Raw genomic sequence first — 20,323 nt, forward strand, 5'->3', positions numbered from 1 at the left:
GGCAAGCCGGATGCGATGGCAAATTTAAGGGAAACCGGCATTTTTGGGGGAAGCGAAGGATAATTGCAGCATGTCGCTTGTGATTGAAAAACCCAGCTGGTGGTCACGATTCCTGCATTTGTTTGTAGGATTCGATGGCCCCTTGGCCTTCGCTGTCTTTGTGCTGGCGTGTGCGGGTTTGCTCATCATGTACTCATCGGGCTTTGACCATGGCACGCGTTTTGTAGACCATGGCCGAAACATGTTCATTGCAGCTTGCATCATGTTTGTGGTGGCGCAAATCCCACCCCAAAGGCTCATGACGCTGGCGGTGCCCATTTACACCATTGGGGTGGTGTTGCTGGTGGCCGTGGCTATTTTTGGCATCACCAAAAAAGGATCGCGCCGCTGGATCAATTTGGGAGTGGTTATTCAACCCAGTGAAATTCTCAAAATTGCGGTCCCTCTCATGTTGGCTTGGTGGTTTCAAAAGCGAGAGGGCCAGTTGCGGCCTCTGGACTTTTTGGTGGCGGGCTTCTTGCTCCTGTTACCAGTGGGCTTGATCATGAAACAGCCTGACTTGGGCACAGCCTTGTTGGTTTTGAGCTCTGGCGCAGCTGTTTTGTTTTTCGCAGGTCTGAGCTGGCGCTTGATTGTGCCGCCCATTGTGCTTGGCGTGATCGGCATCGTTTTGCTGGTGATTTTTGAGCCTCAGTTGTGCGCCAGTGGTGTTGACTGGAAAGTCTTGCACGAGTACCAGCGGCAGCGCGTATGCACCTTGCTCGACCCTGCGCGAGACCCTTTAGGCAAGGGCTTTCACATCATTCAGGGCATGATTGCCATCGGCTCTGGCGGTTTCTGGGGCAAAGGCTTTATGCAGGGTACCCAAACCCACCTAGAGTTCATTCCAGAAAGAACCACCGACTTTATTTTTGCCGCCTTTTCTGAAGAGTTCGGGCTGTTTGGCACTTTGCTGTTAATTGCTGGTTTCTTCTTCTTAGTTTTCCGAGGCTTGGTCATTGCCCGAGAGGCACCGACGCTCTTCACACGCTTGCTGGCAGGCAGCATCAGCATGATTTTCTTCACTTATGCCTTTGTGAACATGGGCATGGTGAGTGGTATCTTGCCCGTGGTGGGCGTGCCCTTGCCGTTCATCAGCTACGGCGGTACCGCCATGGTCACCTTGGGTTTGGGCTTGGGCATTTTGATGTCCATTGCCAAAGCCAAACGCTTGGTTCAAACCTGACATACTTACAAATCAACACGACCAAGCCTCCAAACTGCAGGGCCTTCCGGCCTTGCCTACAATGACATCATGATTTCACGCGAACCCACCATTGAACGTCTGGCCACGGCCAGGTCCCTCTTGCTCGAACCTTTTGGTTTAGATGAGAGCCATCTCTCCAAAGCCTTGTCTGCCATCAAGGCGCACAAGGTTGATGATGCCGATTTGTACTTCCAATACACCCGCGCTGAGGGCTGGAGTTTGGAGGAGGGCATTGTCAAGACGGGCAGTTTCAGTATTGACCAAGGTGTCGGTGTGCGTGCTGTGGCTGGCGAGAAAACGGCCTTTGCTTACTCAGACGACATCTCAGAAGCTTCCTTGATGGATGCGGCTCACACGGTGCGCGCCATTGCCCAAGCCGAGCAAAATCGCAAAGCCAAAGTACCTACCCGCAAAGTGGCAGGCATCCGTTCTTTGTACCCTTCTCTCGACCCCATGGGCACTTTGAACAGCACTGACAAAGTGCAACTGCTGGAGAAGGTCGAGCAATTGGCCCGTGCCAAAGATCCTCGTGTGGTTCAAGTCATGGCCGGATTGGCCAGTGAATATGACGTTGTCATGGTGGCACGTGCCGATGGCACTTTGGCCGCTGACGTTCGCCCCTTGGTCAGGCTCTCTGTGACTGTCATTGCTGAGCAAAATGGTCGACGTGAAGTGGGCAGTGGCGGCGGCGGTGGCCGTTTCGGCTTGGCCTATTTTGACGATGCCATGGTCAATGCGTATGTCAACGATGCCGTTCATGCTGCACTCACCAACTTAGAGGCCAGGCCTGCGCCTGCAGGTGTCATGACGGTGGTATTGGGCCCAGGTTGGCCTGGCGTGTTGTTGCACGAAGCCATTGGTCATGGCCTCGAGGGCGATTTCAATCGCAAAGGCTCTAGCGCTTTTAGCGGCATGATTGGCAAACGCGTGGCCGCCAAAGGTGTCACAGTGCTAGACGATGGCACCATTTCTGACCGACGCGGTTCTTTGAATGTCGACGATGAAGGTTGCCCCAGCCAGCGCAATGTGCTCATTGAAGATGGCATTTTGAAGGGCTACATCCAAGACGCCATGAATGCCCGCCTGATGGGCGTGAAGCCCACCGGCAATGGCCGCCGTGAAAGCTACGCGCACATTCCCATGCCGCGCATGACCAACACCTACATGTTGGGCGGCGACATGTCGCCTGAAGAAATTGTGGCCAGCATGAAAAAGGGTTTGTATGCCACCAATTTTGGGGGTGGCCAGGTTGACATCACCAGCGGCAAATTTGTGTTTTCTGCCTCAGAAGCCTATTGGGTGGAAAACGGCAAAATTCAATACCCTGTCAAAGGCGCCACCTTGGTGGGCAGTGGCCCCGAGTGCCTCAAGCAGGTCAGCATGATTGGCAACGACATGCGCCTCGATTCGGGTGTGGGCGTTTGCGGCAAAGAAGGTCAAAGTGTGCCTGTGGGTGTGGGTCAACCCACGTTGCGCATCGAAGGTTTGACGGTGGGCGGCACGGCTTGAATGCCCTGTTGCTTTCAATTTGTCAGAAAACTGCCAAAAACTTGTGCTACATTCAACCCATATGACCAATCGCTTCAGCTTTTTTAGCTTTTATTTTGCATTCTCAGTCCCAGGCGGACGAGAGGCCAGCGCATAAGTCACTGAACCCCTCTACCAACCGCCGGACTCAACTCCCGGCGGTTTTTTTTTGCCACGTGCACACACCTCATTAAGTTTTTAAATTTCAAAAGGAGCCCAACATGATTCAAAAAGCCAAAGCCAGTTCGGAGCCTCGCTATGCAAGCCCAACAGACCGCTCAGGCCAAACCGATGACGAACGTATCAAGGACATCACCGTGCTACCACCACCAGAACATTTGATGCGCTTCTTCCCCATTGCGGGCACCGCGGTTGAAACTTTGATCGCCCAAACGCGCAGCAAAATTCACAACATCATGGCGGGCAAAGACGATCGCTTGTTGGTGGTCATTGGCCCTTGCTCTATTCATGACCCTGCGGCTGCTTTGGACTATGCGCGCCGACTCAAGCCGCTGCGTGACAAATACAAAGGTACTTTGGAAATTGTGATGCGGGTGTATTTTGAAAAGCCCAGAACCACCGTGGGTTGGAAGGGCTTGATCAATGATCCTTACTTGGATGAGAGCTATCGCATTGACGAGGGCTTGCGCATTGCACGTCAGTTGCTGATTGAAATCAACCGACAAGGCTTGCCAGCTGGCAGTGAATTCTTGGATGTGATTTCTCCGCAGTACATTGGCGACCTCATTAGCTGGGGGGCCATTGGTGCGCGCACCACGGAGAGTCAAGTGCACCGCGAATTGGCGTCGGGCCTGTCGGCACCCATTGGCTTTAAAAACGGCACCGATGGCAATATCAAAATTGCCACAGACGCCATTCAAGCGGCCGAGCGTGGTCACCATTTCTTGTCGGTTCACAAAAACGGTCAGGTGGCCGTTGTGCAAACGCAAGGCAACCCCGACTGCCACGTCATTTTGCGGGGTGGCAAGGCCCCCAATTACGATGAGGCGAGTGTCAATGCGGCCTGCCAAGATTTGACGGCTGCCAAATTGCCACCGACCTTGATGGTCGATTGCAGCCACGCCAACAGCAGCAAACAACACGAACGCCAATTGGTGGTGACACAAGAAATTGCAGCGCAGTTGAGCAAAGGCTCACGCCAAATTTTTGGTGTGATGGTGGAAAGCCACATCGAAAGCGGTGCGCAAAAATTCACACCAGGCAAAGACGATGTGAATGCATTGAAGTACGCTCAAAGCATTACGGATGCTTGCATTGGCTGGGCAGACAGCGAGACCGTGCTGGAAACTTTGTCGAAAGCGGTGGAAGCCAGAAGAAAAAAATAAGAGACGCCACGCTTTGAGTGGCGCCCTTTTAAATTTGTTTCAAGGCATTTAGCAGGCGATCGTGCACGCCGCCAAAGCCACCGTTGCTCATGCACAGCAAGTGGTCGCCAGGTTTGACGTTTGCCATCACTTGCTTCACCAACTCATCGATGTTGGGCGCAACCTGGGCTTTGTTGCCCATGCTGGCCAAGGCGGCATGGGCATCCCAATCTAAACCGCCGCTGTGGCAAAACGACAAGTCGGCTTGTTCAAGACTCCAAGGCAACTGCGATTTCATGGTACCCAGTTTCATGGTGTTGCTGCGGGGCTCAAAAATGGCCAAGATGCGCTGCCCATTGCCAATTTGCCGCCGCAGACCATCAAGTGTGGTGCGAATGGCGGTGGGGTGATGCGCAAAGTCGTCGTATACGGTGATGCCAGCCACTTGGCCGCGCACTTCCATGCGGCGCTTCACGTTTTGAAAGCTGCCCAGCGCCTGGGCTGCCACGCTGGGCGAGACACCCACGTGCTCAGCTGCCGCAATGGCGGCCAGCGCATTGTGCTGGTTGTGTACACCGCCTAAATCCCACTTAACGTGAGCCACGGTTTGTCCTTGGCAAATAACTTCAAAGTGCTGAGGTTCACCCACTGCAGAGAAATCAGAAACGGCAGCTCCAAAACTGCGTACCTCACTCCAGCAGCCTTGCGCCAACACGCGCGTGATGCTTTCTTCCAAACCGTTGACCACCAAGCGCCCCTGACCTGGCACCGTGCGCACCAAGTGATGGAACTGGCGTTCGATGGCTTTCAAATCGTCAAAGATATCGGCGTGGTCAAATTCCAAATTGTTCAAGATGGCCGTGCGGGGACGGTAGTGCACAAATTTGCTGCGCTTGTCAAAAAAGGCCGTGTCGTATTCGTCGGCTTCAATCACAAAATAATTGCGCGCGTGGCCTTGGACAACCTTGCCCAAGCGAGCTGAGACACCGAAATTAAGCGGCACACCGCCCACCAAAAATCCGGGTTCGAGTCCGGCGGCTTCCAAAATCCAAGCTAGCATGGACGTGGTCGATGTTTTGCCATGCGTGCCTGCCACTGCCAATACATGCCTGCCCTGCAGCACATGCTCAGAAAGCCACTGCGGGCCGCTGGTGTAGGGTGCGCCAGATTCCAAGATGGCTTCCATCAAGGGAAACTTGGGTTCGCCAGAAGCCAGACGACTTCTGCTCACCACATTGCCTATGACATACAGGTCGGGCTTGAGCTGCATTTGCTCAACACCAAAGCCCTCCACCAAATCAATGCCCAAAGCTTTCAATTGATCGCTCATGGGCGGATAAACCCCGGCGTCGCAGCCCGTCACTTTGTGACCGGCTTCTCTGGCCAACGCGGCCAAGCCGCCCATGAAAGTTCCGCAAATGCCCAAAATATGAATATGCATAAGGGGATTTTAGGCGGTGCACAATGTCGTCATGGCAGATTTGACAGATGAAATTGCAGCTTCGGCCGCTCAGTGGGTGGTGGAAGAGGGCTTGGAGTATGGCCCCGCCAAGCGCCGGGCCTTAAAAGCCTTGGGCTTACCCCCGCGCACGCCTTTGCCCAATAATGAACAAGTTGAAGTGCAAGTGCGGGAGTACATCGAGCTGTTTTGTGCTGAAACTCAGCCTGAGGAGTTGCTGGCGCTAAGGAAACATGCTTTGATGTGGATGACCCGACTGTCAGAGTTTCGACCCTATTTGGGCGGCGCTGTTTGGCATGGCACAGCAACCCGTTTGTCAGACATTTACTTGCAGCTGTTTTGCGACGATGCCAAATCTTGCGAAATTGAATTGATCAACAAAGGTGTGGCATTTGAGGCCCGCTCTGTGAATGGATTGCATGGGGAGCACGTCGAGGCTTTGAGCATTCACAGTTATTGTGAAGATTTGAATGAGGAAATTGGTGTGCATCTCTTGGTCAATGATTTTGACGATGTGCGGGGTGCCTTGAAATCGGATTCACAAGGGCGCTCACCGCGTGGTGATTGGACTGCTGTAAAAAAACTAATTGAGGCATGATGCCTGCATGAAGCAAGAAGATAGAGAGAAAAGAATGTCTGAAGAAGAAAATTTCAATAAAAGCTCTCCCGCATCGCCGCGTGCACCTGAGTCTCAGTCTGGCCGCCGTCATTGGTTGCTGGCAGGCGTTGGCATGGCCGCAGGCTTGGGGGGTGCGCTCTTTGCTTGGCAAAAGTTTCAGCCAAAGGGCGTGATGAACGAGGCAGTTCAAAATTTCTGGGTTCAGGAGTTTGAAAAGCCAGAAGGTGGTACTTTGAGCCTTCAAAGCATGCGCGGCAAACCGCTCTTGGTCAATTTTTGGGCCACCTGGTGCCCGCCTTGCATTGAGGAACTTCCCTTAATTGACGCCTTTTATGTGGCAAATCAATCTAAATCCCTTCAAGTTATTGGTTTGGCGGTAGATCAGCCCAGTATGGTTCGGCGCTATTTGGGGCAAAAACCATTGAACTTTCCAATTGGTTTGGCCGGTTACTCTGGCACTGCCTTGGGCCAGTCATTGGGCAATCAGCAAAATGTTTTGCCATACAGCTTGCTTTTCGATGCAAATGGCATGCTTTTAAAGCAAAAAGCAGGCAAGTTAGAGCAATCTGATCTTGACGCCTGGCTTCGAAGTGTGATCTGACGGCGTCTTTGCGCCTTGGCTCGGCCTTCATGCGCCAGCTACAAGCTTGAATTGCCTAGATTGAAGAGATTTTTAATCTCTACTTTTCTTTAAATGAGAGCAGATGTAGCTTTTTAGAGTGGTATTTGGTGTAAATTCAAGGTTTTCCCATAGCAAACACAGGGGGTAACATGGATTTGCGCAAACTCAAAACCTTGATCGACTTGGTTTCTGATTCCAACGTCACAGAATTGGAAATCACGGAAGCCGAAGGCAAGGTTCGCATTGTCAAAGGTGCCACCCCTTCGGGCAATCAAGTTTTAACCCAACAAGTGTTGATGCCCGCAGCCCCTACAGTGCAAGCTGCCCCCTTGGCAGCGCCTAGCGCCATTGAAATTGCCGATGCCGCTGCGGTCACAGCCGCTGCCGCAGCTGCTGAAGTTGCCGCCGCGGGTCATACCGTCAAATCACCCATGGTGGGCACTTTCTACCGATCGTCTAGCCCCGGCGCCGCGCCCTTTGTTCAGGTGGGCGACACCGTCAAAGAGGGCGACACCCTGTGCATCATTGAAGCCATGAAGATTTTGAACGAAATTGAATCTGACAAGTCGGGTACGGTCAAGCAGGTTTTGTGCGAAAACGGTCAAGCTGTGGAATACGGTCAAGCCATGTACGTCATCGAATAATTCACCGGAGTTCTTATGTTCAAGAAAATTCTGGTTGCCAATCGCGGGGAAATTGCCCTGCGCATTCAGCGTGCGTGCCGAGAGCTCGGCATCAAAGCCGTGATGGTCTATTCAGAAGCAGATCGTGAAGCCAAGTATGTGAAGCTGGCTGAAGAGGCCGTCTGCATTGGCCCAGCAGCCTCCAGCCTCAGCTACCTCAACATGCCAGCCATCATTTCGGCCGCCGAAGTAACCGACGCTGAAGCCATTCACCCTGGCTACGGCTTCTTAAGTGAGAACGCCGATTTTGCCGAGCGCGTTGAAAAAAGCGGCTTCCAATTCATTGGTCCAACACCCGACTCCATTCGCATCATGGGCGACAAAGTGTCTGCCAAGCAGGCCATGATCAAAGCTGGCGTGCCTTGCGTGCCTGGCTCTGAGGGTGAGTTGCCCGACGACCCCGTGGTCATTCGCCGTACTGCCAAAAGCATTGGTTACCCCGTCATCATCAAGGCGGCAGGCGGTGGTGGTGGTCGCGGCATGCGTGTGGTTCACACAGAAGCTGCTCTGATCAACGCGGTACAAATGACCAAGGCCGAGGCAGGTGCTGCGTTTGGTAACCCTGCGGTTTACATGGAAAAGTACCTGCAGAATCCCCGCCACATCGAAATTCAAATCTTGGCGGACAAGCACAGGAACGCTGTTTACCTGGGCGAACGTGATTGCTCCATGCAGCGTCGTCACCAAAAAGTGGTGGAAGAAGCCCCAGCCCCCGGCATTCCCCGCAAGCTCATTGACAAAATTGGCGAACGTTGTGTGGCAGCTTGCAAAAAAATCAACTACCGCGGCGCAGGCACCTTTGAATTTTTATACGAAAACGGTGAGTTTTATTTCATTGAAATGAACACCCGTGTTCAGGTGGAGCACCCCGTTACAGAGTGGGTTACTGGCATTGACATTGTCAAAACCCAAATCATGGTGGCGGCAGGGGAAAAATTGCCTTTCATTCAGCGGCAAATTACCGTTCGAGGCCATGCCATTGAATGCCGTGTGAACGCCGAAGACCCATTCAAGTTCACCCCCTCACCCGGTCGCATCACCACATGGCATGCCCCTGGTGGGCCTGGTATTCGGGTCGACTCGCATGTCTACAACAACTACTTTGTGCCGCCCAATTACGACTCCATGATTGGCAAAATCATTGCCCATGGCGATACTCGCGAGCAAGCCATTGCGCGCATGCGAACGGCCTTGTCAGAAACTGTGGTGGAAGGCATTAGCACCAACATTGATTTGCACCGCGAAATTATGCGCGACGCCAAATTTGTCAATGGTGGCACCAACATTCACTACTTGGAAGAATGGTTGCGTCACCGCAAAACTTAAGCATGTTTGAACTCAACTTGTTGTGTCCTGAAAACCGTGTCGATGTCTTGAGTGAGGCGCTTGAAGCTTTAGATGCCTTGAGCGTTTCGGTGGAAGATGCCGATGCCGAAACAGAGCATGAACAAGCTTTGTTTGGCGAACCCGGCATGCCGCCGCCCAAAGAAGGCTGGCAGCGCTCTAAAGTGCTTGCGCTGTTTGCCAAAGAAGAAGAAGCGCGTGATGCAGCGCTGTTGTTGGCGGCGCAAGATTTTTTTGAATCGTGTGCTGTGGTTTCGGTGGCTTCTGTGCCCGACCAAGATTGGGTGCGTCTCACGCAGTCGCAATTTGCGCCTGTTGAAATTACCCCAGAATTTTGGATTGTGCCCACCTGGCACGAGCCGCCCAGTCAAGCGCGCGAAATCATCCGCTTAGATCCTGGTCTGGCCTTTGGCACGGGTACCCACCCCACCACGCGCATGTGTTTGCGATGGATTGCCACGCACAATTTGAAGGGGCAGCGTGTTTTAGATTATGGCTGTGGATCGGGCATCTTGGCCATTGGCGCTGCCAAGTTTGGAGCGCAGTCCATTGACGCAGTAGACATCGATGAGGCCGCAGTCACATCCACCGAACTCAACGCACAGGCCAATGAAGTGTCTCTGAATGCAGGCCTGCCCGATTTGGCACAGGGCCAGTACCAAACGGTGTTGGCCAATATCTTGGCCACCCCTTTGAAAGTGTTGGCCCCCCTGCTGTGCGGCCATGTGCAAGCCGGTGGCAACTTGGTTTTGGCTGGCATTCTGGAGCGCCAAGAAGCCGAGTTGATTCAGGCCTATGCGCCTCACGTGAAGCTGTCGGTGGCTGACCGAGAAGACGGTTGGATCTTGATGACAGCGCAACGCGGCACCGCCGCCTAAGTTTCCATGAACGTACCCATGACCTTTTTGGGTTTGTGGGCCTGGGTGGTGTTGGGTCTATTCAGCTTATTGGGCCTTGTGCTGCAGGCAGTTTGGTTGTTCAAAGACCCCTTGGCCACCTATCAGCCTGCGCTTAAACCCATTTTGGAGCGTGTTTGTGAACAGGTTGGCTGTCAAATTCTGCCCCTCCAAAAAGCCGAAGCCGTGGTCATTGATTACGCCTCGGTTGATTTGCTGCGATCGGAACATCCCTTGGATGAGATGGTATGGGATGTGCCGCAATGGACACTTCAAATCAACCTCAGAAACTCTGATGCGGTGCCAGTGGCAACGCCCTGGATTGAGCTGACCTTGACGGATGTGCAAGACAAGCCTGTGATGCGCAAGGTGTTGAACCTTGCGAAGTGGGGTGCACCGGCAGTGATGGCGCCCGGCGAAATCATTGAGCTTGAGCTTCTTCTGAGCTTGAAGCAAGAGAGTGCGAATTTCATGGGTTATCGCTTACTCACTTTCTATCCCTAGATTTTTGTTTGACCCATAAAAAAAGCCCGATGCCTTGAAGCATCGGGCTTTGCTTTCGCTTAGCGCTTTAAGTTTGAATCAAGGCTTCGCGGCCGAAGGAAACGGCCATGCAGCTTGTGGATTCAGCGCAGCGGCAGCTGGGGCAGCGGGCGCTTTCGCAGCTTTCTTAGCTGCTTTTTTCGCAGGCTTTTTAGCGGCTTTTTTAGGAGCAGCTTTCTTAGCAGCCTTCTTGGCTACAGCTTTCTTGGCGGCCTTTTTAGGAGCAGCTTTTTTAGCGGCGGCTTTTTTAGGAGCTGCTGCTTTCTTAGCTACGGCCTTTTTAGGAGCAGCCTTCTTAGGAGCGGCTTTTTTAGGAGCTGCTGCCTTTTTAGCTACGGCCTTCTTGGGAGCTGCTTTTTTAGGAGCTGCTTTTTTAGCAGGCGCTTTTTTCACTACGGCCTTTTTAGGGGCTGCTTTTTTTGCTGCGACTTTTTTTGCTGCGACTTTTTTTGGTGCCGCTTTTTTTGCAGTTGCCATGATTTTTTTCTCCTTGATCAATTAGAAAAATCAACAGAGGGAAACACTTTGCGAATGTTGGAGTCGCAAAGCGATTCAAGGTGCTGAGATTGAATCTCACCACCTTGAATGGGGGAAAACCTCACCCCAGCGCCGCTGAGTGCGGTCGTGGTGTGAGGTTTAAACAGGATCGTCATGCTTGAATAATTAGTCCCAAGACAGGGCACCGCCCGACTGGTATTCAATGACGCGGGTCTCGAAGAAATTACGTTCTTTCTTCAAGTCAATCATTTCGCTCATCCATGGGAAGGGGTTCTCTTCGTTGGGGAAGAGGGCTTCCAAGCCAATTTGTGTGGCACGGCGGTTGGCGATGTAGCGCAAGTAGCCTTTGAACATGGAGGCATTGAGGCCGAGCACACCACGGGGCATGGTGTCTTCAGCGTAGCGGTACTCCAATTCTACGGCTTTCATGAACAACTCATTGATTTCGGCTTTGAACTCAGCAGTCCACAGTTGTGGGTTCTCGAGTTTGATCTGGTTGATCAGGTCGATGCCGAAGTTGCAGTGCATGGATTCGTCGCGCAAGATGTATTGGTACTGCTCGGCAGCGCCGGTCATCTTGTTTTGGCGGCCCAAAGCCAGAATTTGTGTGAAACCAACGTAGAAGAACAAGCCTTCCATGAGGCAAGCAAACACAATGAGTGACTTCAAGAGGGTTTGGTCAGTTTCTTGTGTACCCGTTTTGAAGTGCGGGTCCATGATGGCATGGATGAAGGGGATCAGAAACTCGTCTTTGTCGCGAATGGACTGAACTTCGTTGTAAGCGTTGAAGATTTCGCTTTCGTCCAAGCCCAACGACTCAGTGATGTACTGATAAGCGTGAGTATGAATGGCCTCTTCAAAAGCTTGGCGCAGCAAGAACTGGCGGCACTCAGGTGCTGTGATGTGACGGTAAGTGCCCAACGTGATGTTGTTGGCAGCCAAAGAATCGGCTGTGACAAAGAAACCTAAGTTGCGCTTGACCAATCGACGCTCGTCTTCTGTCAGACCATTGGGATCTTTCCAGAGTGCAATGTCGCGAGTCATGTTAACTTCTTGCGGCATCCAGTGGTTGGCGCAAGTGGCGAGGTATTTTTCCCAAGCCCATTTGTATTTGAACGGAACCAACTGATTGACGTCGGTTTGGCCGTTGATGATTCGTTTGTCTGCAGCATTCACGCGGCGTGCTGCACCAGCGGCAACAGATTGTGTCCCTGCGGCTGACATGATCGGTGAAGGGCTAGCAACTTGTGCAGCAGAAGTATTGACAGTGAATGAAGACAGATCGGCAAAGCGATCGGCAGATGGACCACTTGGGGGGAAGCTTGGCATTGCAGGTTGCAACGCGGGTTTAGATGATTCGTCCCAGGACAACATAGAAATTTCCAATGAGTGGATTATGAAAGCTTGCGATTGAAATGCAAAGCTATGTTTTGAAATGAAATGAAATCACGCGAAGAAGTGTTGCGTTTTTGCATTGTATTTCTTCGTCGTGATTTCGAGATGGAGAAAACTAATTTCCTGAAAGTTAAAAAGTTATTGGCAAGCTTCGCAACCGACATCGTCGATGGCTGTGAACTTCACATCGGTTGCGGGCACTGCAGAGATCTGCGAAGGTGCTGATGCATTGGATGCAGAGACACCACCAGCTGTTGAACCAGATGACACTGCGTTCATTTGGTTGTTGGACACAGTTGATTTTTCGGCGTGTGTTGCGCTGATGGTGCGCAGGTAGTAAGTAGTTTTAAGACCGCGCAACCAGGCCAGCTTGTAAGTGTCGTCCAACTTTTTGCCGGATGCTCCAGACATGTAAATGTTGAGCGACTGTGCTTGGTCAATCCATTTTTGACGACGTGCGGCAGCTTCCACAATCCAAGTGGTTTCCACTTCAAAAGCGGTGGCATACAAGGCTTTGATTTCTTGCGGCACACGGTCGATGGGGCGCAGTGATCCGTCGAAGTGCTTCAAGTCCATGACCATCACATCGTCCCACAGACCCAGGCGCTTGAGGTCGCGCACCAAGTAGCTGTTGATGATGGTGAATTCGCCAGACAAGTTGGACTTGACCGACAAATTGCCGAAGCAAGGCTCGATACAAGCGTCTACGCCAATGATGTTGGAGATGGTGGCGGTAGGGGCAATGGCCACGCAGTTGGAGTTGCGCATGCCGTCTTTGGCAATTTTCTTGCGCAATGCATCCCAGTCCATGGTGCTGCTGCGGTCAACTTCAACATAACCACCGCGGGCTTGTTGCAACAGGTCGAGGGTGTCCAAAGGCATGATGCCTTGGTCCCACAAAGAACCATGGTAGCTAGAGTACTTGCCGCGCTCGGCTGCCAACTCGGTGGAGGCCCAGTAAGCGTAGTAGCAGATGGCTTCCATGGAGGTGTCGGCAAACTGCACGGCTTCTTGAGAAGCGTAAGGCACGCGCATTTGGTACAGCGCATCTTGGAAGCCCATGAGGCCCAGGCCCACAGGACGGTGACGCATATTAGAGTCACGCGCCTTTTTGACCGCGTAGTAGTTGATGTCGATCACGTTGTCGAGCATGCGCATGGCCGTTTTGATGGTGCGCTGCAGTTTGGCGTGGTCGATTAGTTTGCCGTTAGGGCCGTCCATCAAGTGCTGTGGCAAGTTGACCGAACCCAAGTTGCACACCGCAGTTTCGGTGTCGCTGGTGTTCAAGGTGATTTCGGTGCACAAGTTAGAGGAGTGAACCACGCCGGCGTGCTGCTGGGGCGAGCGAATGTTGCAAGCGTCTTTGAAAGTGATCCAAGGATGGCCTGTTTCAAACAGCATGGAGAGCATTTTGCGCCACAGGTCGTTGGCCTGGATGGTGCGGCTGGGCTTGATTTCGCCAGCAGCGGCTTTTTGTTCGTAGGCCACGTAGGCTTTTTCGAATTCAACGCCAAACTTGTCGTGCAAATCGGGGCAATCAGAAGGCGAGAACAAAGTCCAAGTGCCTTTTTCCATGACGCGGCGCATGAACAGGTCTGGGATCCAGTTGGCGGTGTTCATGTCGTGCGTACGGCGGCGGTCGTCGCCGGTGTTTTTGCGCAGTTCGAGGAACTCTTCAATGTCGAGGTGCCAAGTTTCGAGGTAAGTACAGACCGCGCCCTTGCGCTTGCCGCCTTGGTTCACCGCCACAGCGGTGTCGTTGACCACTTTGAGGAAGGGCACCACGCCTTGTGATTCGCCATTGGTGCCCTTGATGTGGCTGCCCAAAGCGCGAACGCGAGTCCAGTCGTTGCCCAAGCCGCCAGCAAATTTGGACAGCAAAGCATTTTCTTTGATGGACTCATAAATGCCGTCGAGGTCGTCGGGCACGGTGGTGAGGTAGCAGCTTGAGAGTTGTGAGCGCAAACCGGCGCTGTTAAACAGTGTGGGCGTGCTGGACATGAAGTCAAACGAAGACAAGACTTCGTAGAACTCGATGGCGCGGGCTTCGCGGTCGGCTTCGTTCAGGGCCAGGCCCATGGCCACACGCATGAAGAAAGACTGGGGCAACTCAATGCGTGTTTTGCGAACGTGCAGGAAGTAGCGGTCGTACAAGGTTTGCAGACCGAGGTAATCGAATTGCAAATCGCGGTCTGCTTTGAGGGCGTTGGCCAGCTTTTTCAGGTCGAATTGCAGGAGTTTTTCATCAAGCAAGCCGTTTTCCACGCCTTTTTTCACATAGCCGGGGAAGTAATCGACATAGTGCGTGGCCATGTCTTTCAAGAGCACTTCTTTGCCCAAGACTTCTTTGGCAATGGTGTGCATCAAAAGGCGGGCGGTGACGTAGGTGTAATCGGGATCTTTTTCGATCAGGGTGCGCGACGCCAAGATGGACGCCTTGTACACCTCTTCCATGGGCACACCATCGTACAGGTTGCGCATGGTTTCGGACACGATGGGATCGGGGTGCACGTCCTTGCCCAAACCTTGGCAGGCATTGACGATGAGACCTTGTAAATAGTTGATGTCGAGGGGCACGCGTTGGCCGCCATCGATCACATGCAAAGTGGGGTGAGCGCTGACCGCTGCTTTTTCTTCTTTGATTTGGGCGCGCTCTTGCGTGCGGCGCTCGCGGTAGAGCACGTAGGCACGGGCTACTTCGTGGTTGCTGCTGCGCATGAGGCCCAGTTCAACCTGGTCTTGTACATCTTCAATGTGGAAGGTGCCGCCACCTGGGCGTGAGCGCATCAAAGCGCGAACCACGGCTTGGGTAAGGCTTTCGACCACTTCGCGCACGCTGGCAGACGCTGCGCCTTGCGTACCGTGAACCGCCAAGAAGGCTTTCATGAGGGCTACCGCAATTTTGTTGGGTTCGAAAGGGACCACTGCGCCGTTGCGTCGGATGATTTGGTAATTGGCCAAAGCATTCGCCGCGGTTGGCGAATTGGAAGAGGGGTGGGGGTTGCTCAGTAAGCTGGTGTTTGTTGGTGTTTGATTGAGCTCAATTTGCATAGCGTTCTCGGTGGTCAAAGGCGTTTCGGTTTTAATATATTTTTGGGCGTCAAAGGGGCTGATTTGGATCATTTTCCACCGACCGTGTCTTTGGCGTTGAGACACTATATCTGGGGTCTGAGTCGAACACAAGCCACTAGGGGTAGTGTACAGGCGGTTTGTTGGGTGTGTGAGACAGTCATCTTTTGTAGAGCCTTTCACAGTGTGCAATTTGCACAGTTTGAGGGCGTAAAAAGCTTGCCTTGAAACACGCATAAAACCTGCGCGTTTTGAGTGCGAATGAGAACTGATGGGCTTCGGCTTGCATTTACCCTCGCGAAGCCTTGCAAATACATACTTTTTTGAGAAATAAGTCAGTTCAGTTTGTGCCGAAATGGGTGCAAGCAGGGGTTGAAAAAATCAAAAAAATTTTTTTCACTATTGTGAAAATTTTTCAAAAATCGGGAAAGTACTGAGGCGGCCAGTTCACATTTTTTTGGAGCAAGGCCCAATCGAAACCTGGACCCGGGTCTTTTTTTCGCCCCGGTGCAATGTGTTCATGACCAGCAATGTGCTGGATGGGGTAGGCCTCTGCCAAGGCAAGGCAGAGTTGTGCCAATTGATCGTACTGCGCGGCTTCAAATTTATCGCCTTCCAAGCCTTCCAGCTCAATGCCAATGGCATCGTCGTTGCAGTTGCTGCGGCCCCTGTAGCTTGAGACGCCCGCATGCCAAGCACGCTGGTCGCAACTGACAAACTGCCAAACTTTGCCAGTGCGCTCGATGAAGAAGTGCGAAGAGACTTCCAAGCCGCGAATCGACTGAAAATAGGGGTGAGCTTCCCAATTGAGCTGATTGGTAAAGAGCTGCTGAACTGCGCCATTGCCAAATTCGCCGGGTGGCAGGCTGATGGAGTGAACCACAATCAAATCGATGTGGGCGGCCTGTGGGCGTTGACCAAAGTTGGGCGACTCGCATTTTTCGGCGCCCCGATACCAGCCTTGTTGCCACATACTCAAGTTCATGAAGGTACAGGCTTGGAGCTTACTTAAAGCCCACGATCGCCTGCAGCTTGGCGATGTGCTTCGGAGCAATATGGCCCTGCTTGGCCCTTGAGCATGTCGGACTCAGGCATGTGCAGGCCGCAGTGATGGCAAGCCAGCATGGGGCTGGGTTGCAAAGAGGTTTGACTGTTGGCGGCTTGTGGCCCAGCCTTGGCCGACTTTTCGGCCTGGTTTTTTTGTTTTTCTTGGAGGGAACGCAAACGATTTTTGCGCCACAACCAAACGCCAAACAACACAGCCACTAAAAAGATCAATATTTTCAAAGGGTGCGTCCCAAAATGACCTCAAGCACAAAGCGTGAGCCAGCGTAGGAAAACAACAGAAATGCCGAGCCTATGTACAGAACCCGAACAGCTCGCCTACCGCGCCAACCAAATTGAAGCCGTCCCACCAGCAAAGCCCCAAAGGTGAGCCATGACATGATGGAGAACACCGTTTTGTGATCCCATTTCCATTCAGCCCCTGCTGCGCCATAAAGCTGCTCACCAAACACAATGCCGGCAATGAGGGTTAGGGTGAGCAAGATGAAGCCGAGCAGCACAAACCGAAACATTAGACGCTCGAGGGTGAGCAGGGGCAAGCCGCTTTGGTTTTCGTTGCCCTTGCGAATTTCTATTTCGGCGCTGGTCATGAGTGCCGCATGCACCACTGCCGCGGCAAACATGCCATAGGACGCAATGCCCAAAGCCCAGTGCAGGGGCAGCCAAATGGAGGCTGAAACTTGAAGCGGTTTGCCTGGGAAGTACCAAGCCAATGCAACCGCTGCACTGCCCAATGCGGCCAAGGCCCAGCGCGCTTTGAGTTGCGGAAAGTATTGTGTTTCAACCGCGTAAGCGGTTAAAACCCACCAAACCGTGACCGACAAGGCGGGCGCAAAACCAAATCGGGGTGTTTCGCCCCACAAACCCGCTGCCAGGGTGAAGCCGTGCAAAACCCAAGCCAGCCAGAGGGCGCGACGGGTCAAGCTAGAGCCCATTCGCTGCGCTACAAATGCAGGAATGGCATAGGCGATGGCGGTTAAAACAGCTAACCACATCGCCAATTCTGGTTGACTGGCTAAAATCATGCTTCCTAGTTTAGCGTTTTGGGCCGCTGCAATCTGGCATTGGGCTCAAAAGCTAACGGTTTATGAAAAATTTTCTCTATGGCCTCCGCCCTCACCGACAAACTCTCGCAGCTCGTTAAGCAAATCAGCGGACAAGCGCGGATCACTGAATCCAATGTGTCTGACATGCTGCGCGAGGTGCGCATGGCACTGCTGGAGGCCGACGTTGCGCTACCTGTGGTGCGCGACTTCATTGCCCGCGTCAAAGAAAAATCTTTGGGCCAAGAGGTGCTGGGCTCTTTAAAGCCTGGTCAGGCCTTGGTGGCCATTGTCAATCGAGAATTGGCCGCCACCATGGGCGATGGCGTGGCAGATATCAACTTGGCGGCACAACCTCCCGCCGTGATTTTGATGGCTGGTTTGCAGGGTGCAGGTAAAACCACCACCACGGCCAAGTTGGCCAAGCACCTGATTGAAAAACGCAAGAAAAAAGTGCTGACGGTGTCGGGTGACGTGTACCGCCCCGCAGCCATCGAGCAGTTGAAAACCGTCACTGCGCAAGCCGGCGCTGAGTGGTTCCCCAGCTCCCCCGATCAAAAGCCCCTGGACATTGCTCGCGCCGCCATTGATTACGCGCGCAAACATTTCTTTGATGTGCTGCTGGTCGATACGGCAGGTCGATTGGCCATTGACGAAGCGCTGATGGCTGAAATTCGCGAGCTGCATGCTGTATTGAAGCCAGTCGAAACCTTGTTTGTGGTCGATGCCATGCAAGGTCAAGACGCTGCCAACACAGCCAAGGCCTTCAAAGATGCCTTGCCGCTCACAGGCATTGTGCTCACCAAAATGGATGGCGATTCGCGCGGTGGTGCGGCGCTGTCAGTGCGCCAAATTACGGGTGCGCCCATTAAATTTGCCGGTACCAGCGAAAAAATTGACGGTCTCGAAGTGTTTGATGCCGAGCGGCATGCAGGCCGTATTTTGGGCATGGGTGATATTTTGGCCTTGGTGGAGCAAGTCACGGCTGGTGTCGATATGGAGGCCGCTCAGAAACTGGCGGCCAAAGTCAAAAGCGGTACTGGTTTTGATTTGAACGATTTCTTGGCCCAAATTCAGCAGATGAAGCAAATGGGGGGCTTGTCGAGTTTGATGGACAAGCTGCCGTCTCAGTTGGCCGCCAAAGCTGGCAACATGGATTTAGGCAAAGCCGAAAAAGACATTGCGCGCAAGCAAGGCATCATTCACAGCATGACACCCAAAGAGCGCAGCAAGCCTGAGCTCATTAAGGCTACACGCAAGCGCCGCATTGCCATTGGTGCCGGAGTTCAAGTGCAAGATGTCAATCGCTTGCTCAAAGAGTTTGAGCAGATGCAAGACATGATGAAAAAAATGTCGAGCGGCGGCATGATGAAAATGATGAAGCGCCTAGGCGGCATGAAGGGCATGGGCGGGTTTGGCGGCTTGGGTGGCGGGGGCGGCTTCCCCGGCATGAAGCGCTAAGCTTATTAATCAGATGCGGCCGAAGTACTCACGCCGCTGAAATTCCACTTTGTCCTCAGCATCGTTAAAACGACTTTGTTCTGACTGCTTGATGCGCTGGTAATAGCGTACAAAGTCAGGGCCCAATCCTGCGCTTAAAACCTGGTCTTCGCCCAAATGTCCAATGGCTTCGCCCAAAGTAAGGGGCAAGCGAGATGCTTTAGCGTCATAAGGGGCATCTGTTGCAGGCGGTGCTGACAAAGCTTTATCGATACCGTCTAGGCCCGCCAAAATTTGCGAGGCCATGTACAGGTAAGGATTGGCCGCGGGCTCTCCCAGTCTGTTTTCAATGCGTGTTGCGGCATCGCCCGCACCGCCCACCACACGCAGCATGGCACCACGGTTGTCGCGGCCCCACAAAATACTTTGGGGCGCCAACGCATTGGGCTTGAAGCGACCAAAACCATTGACTGTGGTGGTGCACAAAGAGGTCATGCCTTGGGCATGCGCCATCAAGCCTGCCAAATAATGTGCCCCCATGTTGGACAGGGTGTGACGCGCATCGTGAGCGGTGTGGGCTTGCGCTTCTTGAATGTCTGATGTTGATGTGCGTGCAAATAAGTTTTGACCTGTTGGCAAGTCATACAGCGATTGGTGCAAGTGCCAACCACTGCTCATGATGTTGTCAAAGGGCGGTCGGCACATGAAGGTGGCGTGGTAGCCCGCGCGTCTGAGGGCTTGCTTCACTGCGCTTCTAAACAACACCATGTTGTCGGCGGCGGTGAGGGCATCGGTGGCTTTGAAAACGGCCTCCACTTGGCTCGGGCCGAGTTCAATTTCAAGTGACAACAAGGGCAAGCCCAAGTCTTGCGCGGTTTGCTTGACGATGCGCAGTGCAGGTTCTGCACGGTCAAACCACAACTCGTTGAGCAAGTTGAAGCCAGGGTGAATCATGCTGACCAGAGGGGCGGGCCCAGGCCATGAGGCCTGCGCAGGATCGGCATCGGCACCATGGTCTGAATCTTTGAGTTTGTAAATGTGAAACTCAACTTCAAGGCCACAACGCATGCCACAGCCTTTGGCGGCCAATTTTTCAATTGCGCTTTGTAATATTCGGCGGGTGTCGTACTTGACAGGCTCACCGCTGGGAAACCACGGTTGGCAGAGCAGCCAACCGGTATTGGGCGCCCAAGGCAAAATTTTGAAGGTGCTTGGATCGGGCAGCAGCATGACATTGCTTGCGCCTTCAAAACCAGGCAGGTCGTTTTTAATATCCGATTCAAACACCTTGTACACGGTGCGGTCGGAAGTGTCTTTGAGCATCAAGGTACTGACCATGCCCATGCCTTGAGAAAAAGCATTGGCCAATTCAGAAGTGACCCAAGTTTTGCCGCGCAAACTGCCGTGCACATCGCACCACACCAAGCGGATCCATTCGAGGCCAGAGGCTTGAGCCAGAGCCAGAACGCGCTGCACTTGAGCTTGTCTTTCTGGAGATTGGATGCCGCATTTGTCGGCAAAAGTGATGGCGGGTAATGTGCTCATCTGC

At 53.1% G+C, this 20,323-nt stretch carries 18 protein-coding genes; 10 read left to right on the forward strand and 8 right to left on the reverse strand.

Annotated features, from left to right (window positions below):
- Positions 1-70 precede the first annotated feature (70 nt).
- The 3 genes from rodA (at position 71) to B9Z32_RS13645 (ending at position 4,119) form a co-directional block, all read left to right on the forward strand.
- Positions 71-1,225, forward strand: a complete 1,155-nt coding sequence (gene rodA / locus B9Z32_RS13635; RefSeq protein ID WP_108421986.1) for a rod shape-determining protein RodA — start codon at positions 71-73, stop codon at positions 1,223-1,225.
- Between the two features lie 69 nt (positions 1,226-1,294).
- Positions 1,295-2,755: a metalloprotease TldD gene (gene tldD, locus B9Z32_RS13640; protein WP_108421987.1), complete on the forward strand. Its 1,461-nt coding sequence runs from the start codon at positions 1,295-1,297 to the stop codon at positions 2,753-2,755.
- A gap of 239 nt (positions 2,756-2,994) precedes the next feature.
- Positions 2,995-4,119 carry a 3-deoxy-7-phosphoheptulonate synthase gene (locus B9Z32_RS13645; protein WP_108421988.1) on the forward strand — a complete coding sequence of 375 codons (1,125 nt, stop codon included), beginning with the start codon at positions 2,995-2,997 and terminating at the stop codon, positions 4,117-4,119.
- 28 nt (positions 4,120-4,147) lie between these two features.
- Here the strand turns inward: B9Z32_RS13645 and mpl are convergent, their stop codons facing one another.
- A complete protein-coding gene (mpl, locus tag B9Z32_RS13650; protein WP_108421989.1) occupies positions 4,148-5,539 on the reverse strand; it encodes a UDP-N-acetylmuramate:L-alanyl-gamma-D-glutamyl-meso-diaminopimelate ligase in 1,392 nt (463 codons plus the stop codon).
- A gap of 31 nt (positions 5,540-5,570) precedes the next feature.
- Here mpl and B9Z32_RS13655 point away from each other — a divergent pair, with 31 nt between their 5' ends.
- The 6 genes from B9Z32_RS13655 to B9Z32_RS13680 all read left to right on the forward strand — a co-directional run bounded on the left by B9Z32_RS13655 (position 5,571) and on the right by B9Z32_RS13680 (position 10,225).
- Positions 5,571-6,155: a hypothetical protein gene (locus B9Z32_RS13655; RefSeq protein ID WP_108421990.1), complete on the forward strand. Its 585-nt coding sequence runs from the start codon at positions 5,571-5,573 to the stop codon at positions 6,153-6,155.
- Positions 6,156-6,189: 34 nt separating this feature from the next.
- Entirely contained in the window at positions 6,190-6,777 is a 588-nt protein-coding gene (locus B9Z32_RS13660) for a TlpA disulfide reductase family protein (RefSeq protein ID WP_108422076.1), read from the forward strand.
- 170 nt (positions 6,778-6,947) lie between these two features.
- Complete coding sequence (gene accB, locus B9Z32_RS13665; protein WP_108421991.1) at positions 6,948-7,442, forward strand: acetyl-CoA carboxylase biotin carboxyl carrier protein; 495 nt, start codon at positions 6,948-6,950, stop codon at positions 7,440-7,442.
- A gap of 15 nt (positions 7,443-7,457) precedes the next feature.
- Positions 7,458-8,807, forward strand: coding sequence for an acetyl-CoA carboxylase biotin carboxylase subunit (gene accC, locus B9Z32_RS13670; RefSeq protein WP_108421992.1), 1,350 nt, complete (start codon positions 7,458-7,460; stop codon positions 8,805-8,807).
- A 2-nt stretch (positions 8,808-8,809) separates the two neighbouring features.
- A complete protein-coding gene (gene prmA / locus B9Z32_RS13675; RefSeq protein WP_108421993.1) occupies positions 8,810-9,703 on the forward strand; it encodes a 50S ribosomal protein L11 methyltransferase in 894 nt (297 codons plus the stop codon).
- A 6-nt stretch (positions 9,704-9,709) separates the two neighbouring features.
- Positions 9,710-10,225, forward strand: coding sequence for a DUF3426 domain-containing protein (locus tag B9Z32_RS13680; protein ID WP_108421994.1), 516 nt, complete (start codon positions 9,710-9,712; stop codon positions 10,223-10,225).
- Between the two features lie 78 nt (positions 10,226-10,303).
- On the opposite strand, the gene B9Z32_RS13685 is transcribed toward B9Z32_RS13680, so the two are convergent.
- The 6 genes from B9Z32_RS13685 to B9Z32_RS13710 form a co-directional block, all read right to left on the reverse strand.
- Complete coding sequence (locus B9Z32_RS13685; RefSeq protein ID WP_108422077.1) at positions 10,304-10,741, reverse strand: histone; 438 nt, start codon at positions 10,739-10,741, stop codon at positions 10,304-10,306.
- 186 nt (positions 10,742-10,927) lie between these two features.
- Positions 10,928-12,136, reverse strand: a complete 1,209-nt coding sequence (locus B9Z32_RS13690; RefSeq protein ID WP_108421995.1) for a ribonucleotide-diphosphate reductase subunit beta — start codon at positions 12,134-12,136, stop codon at positions 10,928-10,930.
- Positions 12,137-12,295: 159 nt separating this feature from the next.
- Complete coding sequence (locus B9Z32_RS13695; RefSeq protein WP_108422078.1) at positions 12,296-15,208, reverse strand: ribonucleoside-diphosphate reductase subunit alpha; 2,913 nt, start codon at positions 15,206-15,208, stop codon at positions 12,296-12,298.
- A 433-nt stretch (positions 15,209-15,641) separates the two neighbouring features.
- Complete coding sequence (ampD, locus tag B9Z32_RS13700) at positions 15,642-16,211, reverse strand: 1,6-anhydro-N-acetylmuramyl-L-alanine amidase AmpD (RefSeq protein WP_108421996.1); 570 nt, start codon at positions 16,209-16,211, stop codon at positions 15,642-15,644.
- A gap of 23 nt (positions 16,212-16,234) precedes the next feature.
- Positions 16,235-16,513, reverse strand: coding sequence for a PP0621 family protein (locus tag B9Z32_RS13705; protein WP_108421997.1), 279 nt, complete (start codon positions 16,511-16,513; stop codon positions 16,235-16,237).
- Positions 16,510-17,316, reverse strand: coding sequence for an inner membrane protein YpjD (locus B9Z32_RS13710; RefSeq protein ID WP_108421998.1), 807 nt, complete (start codon positions 17,314-17,316; stop codon positions 16,510-16,512). Before B9Z32_RS13710 ends, B9Z32_RS13705 begins: the two co-directional genes overlap by 4 nt.
- 78 nt (positions 17,317-17,394) lie before the next feature.
- Between B9Z32_RS13710 and ffh the strand changes: the two genes are divergently transcribed.
- On the forward strand, positions 17,395-18,795 hold the full coding sequence (ffh, locus tag B9Z32_RS13715; protein ID WP_108421999.1) for a signal recognition particle protein: 1,401 nt from the start codon (positions 17,395-17,397) through the stop codon (positions 18,793-18,795).
- A gap of 9 nt (positions 18,796-18,804) precedes the next feature.
- On the opposite strand, the gene B9Z32_RS13720 is transcribed toward ffh, so the two are convergent.
- Complete coding sequence (locus B9Z32_RS13720) at positions 18,805-20,319, reverse strand: glutamine synthetase family protein (RefSeq protein ID WP_108422000.1); 1,515 nt, start codon at positions 20,317-20,319, stop codon at positions 18,805-18,807.
- Positions 20,320-20,323: the final 4 nt, after the last annotated feature.

Source organism: Limnohabitans sp. MMS-10A-178, from assembly GCF_003063375.1.
Classification (GTDB): domain Bacteria; phylum Pseudomonadota; class Gammaproteobacteria; order Burkholderiales; family Burkholderiaceae_C; genus Limnohabitans_A.